Consider the following 8,211-nt stretch of genomic DNA (forward strand, 5'->3'; position numbering starts at 1 on the left):
GTGGACTTCGACGACTGGCTGCACCTTGCGCGCGAAGTGCTGCCGCTGGCCCCGCAAAGCGTTCCGGCCGTGCTGATGGCGGCGCAGCAGCACCTGGCCCGCACGGAAAGCCCCGCCGCATCGCAGGCGGTGCGCGCGCACCGCAAGGTCCATGAGGCACGGCTGCAGGCCATGGCCTGCCATGCCATGGGCCAGCCAGAGGCCGCGCTGCAGCTGGCCGAGCTGGGCCGCTTCGGCCTGGTGGACGACTCCGACGACGCCTTCAGCGGCCTGGTGCTGCAATGGCTGCAAGAGGCGGGCCGCCTGGCCGATGCGGCGGACCTGGCGCTGGAGAGCGTGCTGCACAGCCGCCCCGGATCGGCCCGCCAGGGCTATGAGCTGGCACTGCGCATGGTGGACAGCGACACCGCCCACGCCCCCGCCTGGGCGCTGATCCTGGCCTGGGCGGGACTGGATTCCGACATGCAGGAGATCCTGGAAGACAGCCCGGCTGCTGCGCGCAGCGCCGACGACTACCTGGCCCTGGCGCGTGCCCAGGCGCCCGGCCATCCGCTGCTGGACATGATCGACGGCTGGCGCCTGGCCAGGAACCACCAATGGGAACAGGCCCTGCCGCTGCTCGAGCGCGGCGTGGGCGAGCAGCCCCGGCACGCCAACTCCGAGCTGCTGCCCATGCTCTGGGCCGCGCGCTTTGCCGCGCTGCCGGCCGCACAGGCGCTGCAGCGGCCCTTTCCCCAGGGCTTCGGCGCCCACTGGTGCTATGCGGCGGGCGTGACGCTGGATGACGAGGACGACCTGGCCGCCCTCATGGGCGAAGGCCGGCAGGTGCCGGGCGACGAGGTGCGCGAGCCGCTGGTGCAGCGCTACTACGAAGAGGGCCTGGCCCGCTTCGAGGCCTTCTGGGCCAGCGGCCAGGGCCGGTACAAGGACGCGCACCTGCACGTCTACTCCATGCTCTGCAACAACCTGGCCATCAAGTACCGCTCGCAGCAGCGCTATGAAGAGGCTGCAGCCCTGCACCACAAGGGACTGTCCAGCAGCCCCTTCGCCGAGCACCATGACGGCCTGCTGTGGTGTGCCATCCGCCGTGACGACCGACCCGGCATCGTCACGGCGGCAGAGCAGCTGTGGCACTTCACCCAGGACTACGGCTACAGCCGCCACTGCCCCACCGACTACTTCCCCAGCGCGGCGCTGGCGCTGTACCAGCTGGGCCGCGCAGGCGAGATCGGCATCTGGCTGGAGCGACTGGACCAGTGGTTCGAGGAACTGGACGCAGACGAGCAGCGCGAACAGCGGCGCGACTACCTGGCGGCCCTGATGTCCCTGCTCGACTTCTTCTCCGAAAGCCATGGCGACGTGGTGCGCCCCCGCCTGGAGGCCCTGCTGCCCGAAGTGCGCGCCCTGGGCGAGTGCTACACGCTGCGCCGCCTGGCCTGCGCCATGGAAAGCTGCGGCCCCATCGATCAGGCCGTGGCCCTGCACCGCGAGGCCATCGCCAAGCTCACCCCCGATGACAGCGAGGCCGAGCACAAGATGGCCAGGGACGGCCTCCAGCGCTGCCTCAAGCTGCACTCGGACAGCAAGCCCTGGTGGAAGCTGTGGTGAACCCGGGAGCCGCCACGGCAGCCAGCGCCTACCGCCCGCGCGACGTGGTCAATGCGCCGGACATCAAGCAGCGCATCCGCGAGCGCAGCGCGGCGCGCGGCGACAGTCAGGAGATCGCGGCCTGGCTGGCCAACCACTTCTACCGCCACGTGATCGGCAACCTCGACGCCGATCCGCCGGCCGTTCAGCCCATCTCCACGCATGCCGAACTGCTGCGCCTGCACCGGCGCACCGAGCCTGCCGCCTGGGCGCTGGAGCGCCTGCGCGCGCATGCGGCCCGCCAGCCACCGCTACAGGACAGCCCTGCGGCCGGCGCCAGCGCACCGCTGTGGTGGGTGGAGTCTGACAGCGCCCCGCTGCTGGCGCTGGAAAGCCGGCTGCTGGAGTTCCTGTCCACCCGGCGCGGCACGGCGCTTCAGGGCAAGCTGCAGCGCATCAACTGCCCGCAGGCCCTGGCGCGCTGGACGCTGGAGCACCTGGCCTTCGCCAGAAAAAGCGAAAGCGGCTGGGCCGAGCACCGGCCCGGCGCCGTGCGTCCGCTGCTGCGCGGCCAGTTGGGCGTGTTCGTGGAATTCGATGCCCAAAGCCCGGACCTGCGCGCCGAAATGGCCTATGAAAGCCAGATGATGCGGCACTGCCTGGGCCAGTTCAGCGCGCGCGGCGCGCTGCGCGGCGGCTACGGCGAGCACTACGCCGAAGCCTGCGAGCAGGGCCGGCTGCGCCTGTTCAGCTACCGCACGGGCACGGCCCAGCCGCGCATCACCGTCAGCGCCCAGGTGCTTGACGGCGGGCGGCTGCGCATCGACCAGATCAAGGGCAAGCAGAACCGCCCGCCGATTGCGCGCTACCTGGCCGACGTGCTGGCACTGCTCAACCACCTCGATGCCGATGGCGAGGCGCCAGCGGATGCCCTTGCCATGGGCATCGTGCGCCGTCCGGCGCATCTGCTGGCCTCGGGCCACACCGGCGCCTGGTGCGCGGCCAGCGAGCTGCACACCGAAGCCGAGCAATTGTGGCTGCTCCAGGCCCACCCGGCGCTGCTGGAGCAGCTGGATATCCGGTCGCCCCTGATGCAATGGCTGGTCGCGGCACGCCGCGACACCGTGCCCGTGCCCGCCTTCGAGCGCATGCCGCGCAGCGCGGCCCTGCAGCAGTCGCTGGAGCTGGCGCGGCGCCGGGCAGGATCGCCGGGCAGGACAGGAAATCCGCGATGAACGCCTTCACTCTTGTTGTGCTGTCTGCATTGGTCTGGTGGGCAGTGCGTGCCGGCCTGCGCCGCAGGCGTTCGGCGCGCCAGCGCGGCGATTTCAGCAGCTACCGCAGCGGCGATGCGGCGCTGGACTGGGCCCTGGCCCTGGCCCATCCCATGGCCTTTCACGCCATCCAGGGCGGCTTTGCAGACCGGCAGCTCCATGGTGCCGACGACGCCCTGACCACCCAGCTGCGCCCCATGGTGCTGCACCACCTGGGCCTGCGCACCGACCTGGACGATGCCCAGATCGCACGCCAGTTGCCCGACGGCCTGCGCCAGCGCTGGTTCACGCTGGACCTGCAGCGCCTGCAGGCCGGCGACGATCCCCATGCCGCCATGGCCTTTGCCTGCGCGCGCGTGGCCTTCCACGTCCGATGTGCATGGCTGCTGGGCTGGCTGGACGAGGCCTTGCACCAGCAGATCCTTCACCTGAACGCATGCCGCGCGCGGGATTGCTTTGACAGCTGGCAGGCCTTCGGCCAGGCCTATGCGCGGGGCCGCAGCCAATGGCTGGCCCGTGGCCGGGCCGACGTGCTGGGCCGCAGCGTGACGCCCGAGGAGGTGCAGCAATGGGTGGCCGATCCGCGCCATCCCTGGCATGCCATGCCCTGGCAGCCGCAGGCGGTGCGGTGACGGCTGCCCGGTGGCCCGGCCCTCAGCCTTCGCCGTGCACCTTGGCGAAGGTCAGGATCACCTCCCGCACCACCTGGCGTTGCGGCGCGGGCAGCCTCAGAAAGGCGTCGAAGGTTTCGCGTTCAAGATAGCCCACGCCCGGTTCCTGGCATTCGTGCTGCGGCGGCAGTGACCGCTGGGCAGGGTCGCCAAAGCGCAGCACTTCGGGCTCGATCCTGAGCAGCTCGGCCAGCAGCACCAGCTTGTCCTGCTCGGGCACGGCCTCGCCGTTGAGCCAGCGCGCAACCGCCTGGAACGAAATCGGCCGCCCCCAGTAACTGGAATTGAACAGATTCAGCAGCACGCTGGGCCGCGGCTCCAGACCCGCAGCCTCGATGGCCTGGCGCAGGCGCTGTGCGAATTCGAGCTTGTTATCCATTCCGAAACCCTGGATTTCTATGGAGCTCTCATTGGACCATCGATTCAAGAGCCGGCGCCAAGCCCGGCGCCTTGCCTGGCAGGCGCTCAGGCGAAGATGCTGCGCGCCTCGGTGAAGCGCCTGGCGAAATAGGGGTTGTCCATGCGCACGCGCTGCACCGTGCCGCCGCTGGACGGCGCATGCACGAACTGGCCGTTGCCCACAAAGATGCCCATGTGCGAATAGCGCGAGCCCAGGGTGTTGAAGAACACGAAGTCGCCGCGCTGCAGGCTGCGGCTGCCCACGGGATTGCTGAACTGCGCCCACTGGGCCGTGGTGCGCGGCAGGCGGCTTTCGGTAATGCCGCCCACGGCCCACTGGATCAGGCCGCTGCAGTCGAAACCGCCGTCGGGCGAATTGCCGCCGTAGGTATACGGCGTGTTGACCACGAGCATGGTGCGCGCCAGCAGGGCCTCGCGCAACTCGCCATCCAGGTTCAGGGCCTGCGGCGAAGGAGCAGGCCCGGGACCCGCGCCCTTGCGGGGAGCAGACGAGCAGCCGGCCAGCAGCGCAGCCGCCGCCAGCAGGCCCCAGTCACGGCGAGACAGCCGCGATGCAGTCACGCGGGAAGCCGCAAGGGAAGTCGAAACGCCAGCCTTCATGGCGCCGCATGTTCTCACAAAGCCCCGCAGCGGCCAAAGAAAAGCCGCAGGCTGTGCTGCGGCTTGACTGTCCATCGGCGGGGCCCGGCCCGCTCAGAACGGCAGCTTGGGCATGCCGCCGCCACCGCCCATCATTCCCTTCATGGCCTTCATGCCGCCCATGCGCTTCATCATCTTCATGAGGCCGCCGCCCTTCATCTTCTTCATCATCTCCTGCATCTGCTCGAACTCCTTGAGCAGGCGGTTGACTTCCTGGACCTGCACGCCTGCGCCATCGGCAATGCGCTTCTTGCGCGTGGCCTTGATGATCTCGGGCTTCTTGCGCTCCTTGGCGGTCATGGAGCAGATGATGCCTTCCTTGCGGCGGATCTCGCGCTCGGCCTTGTCCATGTCCACCTGGCCGGCCTTGGCGGTGAGCTGTGCCGGCAGCTTGTCCATGAGGTTGGACAGGCCGCCCATCTGCTTCATCTGCTGGATCTGGGCCAGGAAGTCGTTGAGGTCGAAGCCGTCACCGCTCTTGACCTTCTCGGCCAGCTTCTGCGCGGCCTCCATGTCCACGCCCTTGGTGACCTGCTCGACCAGGGCCACGATGTCGCCCATGCCCAGCACGCGCTGCGCGTGGCGGTCGGCGTCGAAGACTTCCAGGCCGTCGATCTTCTCGGACACGCCGGCGAACTTGATGGGCGCGCCCGTGATCTGGCGCACCGACAGCGCCGCGCCGCCGCGCGAGTCACCATCGAGCTTGGTGAGCACGATGCCGGTCAGGGGCAGGGCCTCCTTGAAGGCCTTGGCCGTGTTGATCGCATCCTGGCCCTGCATGGCATCGACGACGAACAGGGTCTCGACCGGCTTGAGCGTGGCGTGCAGATCCTTGATCTCAGCCATCAGCAGCTCGTCGATGGCCAGGCGGCCGGCCGTATCGACCAGCAGCACGTCAAAGAAGTGGCGCTTGGCGTAGTCCAGCGCGGCCACGGCAATGTCGTGGGGCTTCTGGTCTGGCGTGGAGGGGAACCACTCGGCGCCAGCCTGGCCGGTCACGGTCTTGAGCTGCTCGATGGCGGCCGGGCGGTACACGTCGCCCGACACGGTCAGCACCTTTTTCTTGCGCTTTTCAATCAAGTGCTTGGCCAGCTTGGCCGTGGTCGTGGTCTTGCCGGCGCCCTGCAGGCCGGCCATGAGGATGACGGCAGGCGGCTGGGCGTTGAGATTGATGTCGGCCACGCCCTCGCCCATGGTGGCGGCCAGTTCCTTGTTGACGATGGACACCAGCAGCTGGCCGGGCTGCAGGGAGCCCAGCACCTCCTGGCCCAGCGCCTTTTCCTTGACGCGCGCAACGAAGTCGCGCACCACGGGCAGGGCCACGTCGGCCTCGAGCAGGGCCATGCGCACTTCGCGCAGCATGTCCTGTACGTTGGATTCGGTGATGCGGGCCTGGCCGCGCATCTCCTTGACGAGTCGCGAAAGTTTGTCGGTCAGAGCGGAGGCCATAAGCGGGGAGGAACTGGAGTCGTCGGAAAGGAAAAGGTGTGCTGCAGCGAGCCAGCCGGGGCCAGGTTGCCGAATGGGGCCAGGCGGGGCCGGGTCGCGGCACGGACCCTGCAGATCCCGACGATTCTACCCGCTGCCCCTGCAGGGGTAAGTACCGGCCTTCCCTGCCGCGCAGCGGGCACCGGCCGGCAGTAACATCCACACTGTTTCCATAGATTATGGCTATCGCCCTGTGCAGTGCCGGCTTGCTACCGCCTAGGAGTCTTCATGCCCGATACGCCGTATGGCCAGTTCCTGGACCGTGTGCCCGACGGTTTTCTTCTGTTTGACGAGCAGGGCAGCCTGCTCGATGCCAATGCCCATGCCTGCGCCAGCCTGGGCCATCACAAGGCCGCCATGCTGGGGCTGGGCATCATGGAAGTGTGGCCCGACGCGGACGGACTGCGGCGCGGGCCCTGGCAGGACATGGCCGTGGACAGCCAGGCCCATCTCTGCGGCCGACTGATCCGCCGCGACGGCGCCAGCTTCCCCGCCGAGCTCCATATCTATTGCCAGTCGCTGTCGGGCAGGCGGCTTTTCTTCACCACCTGGCACGAGCTCAGCGAGCGCGCCGGCCAGGACGAGCCGATCGGCCAGCCCGATGCGCAGCTGGAGCCGCTCCTGCGAAAAAGTACCGGGCCGTGGCAGGATTCGACGCGCCTGCTGGAAGCCGTGATGCACGAAACGCCCGACCTGGTCTTCGCCAAGGACCGGCAGGGCCGCTACACCTTCGTCAACCCCGCCGCCGCGCGCTTTTCCGGGCGCACGCCCGAAGACATCGTGGGCAATACCGACCAGGAGCTTTTCCCCGACAGCAGCTTCACCCACAGCGACCGCCGGGTGCTGGACAGCGACGCCCCCGTGGTGTCGGAGGATCATTTGCTGGTCAACGGGCAACGCCGCCTCTTCCAGTCCACCAAAATTCCTTACCGCAATGACGAGGGCCGGACCGTGGGCGTGCTGGGCATTGCGCGCGACATCACCCTCATGCGCCAGACCGAGTCCCAGCTGCAAAAAAGCTACGACGTGCTGCGCCAGGCCGAACAGCTGGCGCGCCTGGGCAGCTGGACATGGGAGCTGGACACCGAGCACTTCCAGGCCTCGGAGATGATGTATGTGATGAACGGCCTGGACCCCCAGGGTCCGCCGCTGACGCGCCATGCCCTGCGCGCCATGCTCGGACCGCAGGATCTTGCCCGGCTCACCGCTGCCGTGCAGCTGTGCATCGGCACCGGCCAGTCCTACAGCCTCGATGTCGTGCACCACTGCCCGGACGGGCGGCGGTTCGCGGCCCGCCTCATGGGCCGCGCCCTGCGCGACGAGCAAGGCCGCATCGTCGCGCTCAGCGGCACGCTGCAGGACCTGTCCGAACGCGAGGACGCACGCATGCGCCTCGAAGCCCTGGCCGACAACCTGCCCAGCGGCGCCATCTACCGTCTGGAAGGCGGCCTGGCGCAACTGCGGCTCAGCTACATCAGTGCCGGCATAGAGAACCTGATCGGCGTGCCGGCCCACGCCATCATGGCCGACCGTCAGGTCTACCTGAATGCCATCCATCCCGAGGACCTGCCGCACTACCAGCAGATGCTGCAGTGCTCGGTCGATACGCTGCGGGTCTTCGACTGCCGCTTCCGCGTGATCAGGCCCGATGGTGAGGTCCGCTGGCTGCGCTGCCGATCGGCCCCCCGGAGCAGCCACGAGGGCATGGTCTGGGACGGCATCATGCTGGACATCACCCGCGAGCGCGAGGCCGAGCAGGCGCTGCAGCAGGCCAAGGAGGCCGCAGAAGCGGCCGAACGGGCCAAGTCGGATTTCCTGGCCATCATGAGCCACGAAATCCGCACCCCCATGAACACCGTCATCGGCATGACGCGCCTGGTACAGCAGACCGCGCTGACATCACGCCAGCGCGGCTACCTGGAGAAGGTGGAGCGCTCGGCCAGCGCCCTGCTGGCCGTGATCAACGACGTCCTCGACTTTTCCAAGATAGAGGCGGGCATGCTGGCGCTGGAGGAAGTGGATTTCGCCCTTGACGATGTGCTGGAGACCGTCTCGGCCTCCACGGCGCTGCGCGCAGAGGAAAAGGGGCTGGAAGTGGTCTATGCGCTGGACCCGCACCTGCCGCCCCGGTT

7 protein-coding genes are annotated in these 8,211 nt (G+C 68.5%); 4 read left to right on the forward strand and 3 right to left on the reverse strand.

What is annotated here, in order from left to right; genetic code table 11:
- From L995_RS07555 to L995_RS07565, 3 genes are all read left to right on the forward strand, one after another.
- Positions 1–1,608: tetratricopeptide repeat protein (locus L995_RS07555; RefSeq protein ID WP_047470684.1), on the forward strand; the 1,608-nt coding region annotated here is incomplete at its 5' end.
- Complete coding sequence (locus L995_RS07560; protein ID WP_047470687.1) at positions 1,605–2,822, forward strand: hypothetical protein; 1,218 nt, start codon at positions 1,605–1,607, stop codon at positions 2,820–2,822. The genes L995_RS07555 and L995_RS07560, both read left to right, overlap by 4 nt.
- Entirely contained in the window at positions 2,819–3,493 is a 675-nt protein-coding gene (locus tag L995_RS07565; RefSeq protein ID WP_047217459.1) for a DUF1266 domain-containing protein, read from the forward strand. Before L995_RS07560 ends, L995_RS07565 begins: the two co-directional genes overlap by 4 nt.
- Positions 3,494–3,515: 22 nt before the next feature.
- On the opposite strand, the gene L995_RS07570 is transcribed toward L995_RS07565, so the two are convergent.
- The 3 genes from L995_RS07570 to ffh form a co-directional block, all read right to left on the reverse strand.
- Complete coding sequence (locus L995_RS07570) at positions 3,516–3,911, reverse strand: helix-turn-helix domain-containing protein (protein ID WP_016447991.1); 396 nt, start codon at positions 3,909–3,911, stop codon at positions 3,516–3,518.
- Between the two features lie 86 nt (positions 3,912–3,997).
- Positions 3,998–4,552 carry a C40 family peptidase gene (locus L995_RS07575; protein ID WP_016447992.1) on the reverse strand — a complete coding sequence of 185 codons (555 nt, stop codon included), beginning with the start codon at positions 4,550–4,552 and terminating at the stop codon, positions 3,998–4,000.
- A gap of 93 nt (positions 4,553–4,645) precedes the next feature.
- Positions 4,646–6,040, reverse strand: coding sequence for a signal recognition particle protein (gene ffh, locus L995_RS07580; RefSeq protein WP_016447993.1), 1,395 nt, complete (start codon positions 6,038–6,040; stop codon positions 4,646–4,648).
- Between the two features lie 267 nt (positions 6,041–6,307).
- Here ffh and L995_RS07585 point away from each other — a divergent pair.
- Positions 6,308–8,211, forward strand: a 1,904-nt coding sequence (locus tag L995_RS07585; protein ID WP_047470686.1) for a PAS domain-containing sensor histidine kinase, incomplete at its 3' end; no start/stop codon positions are given.

It is taken from the genome of Delftia sp. ZNC0008, from assembly GCF_000799035.1.
Taxonomy (GTDB): domain Bacteria; phylum Pseudomonadota; class Gammaproteobacteria; order Burkholderiales; family Burkholderiaceae_C; genus Comamonas; species Comamonas tsuruhatensis.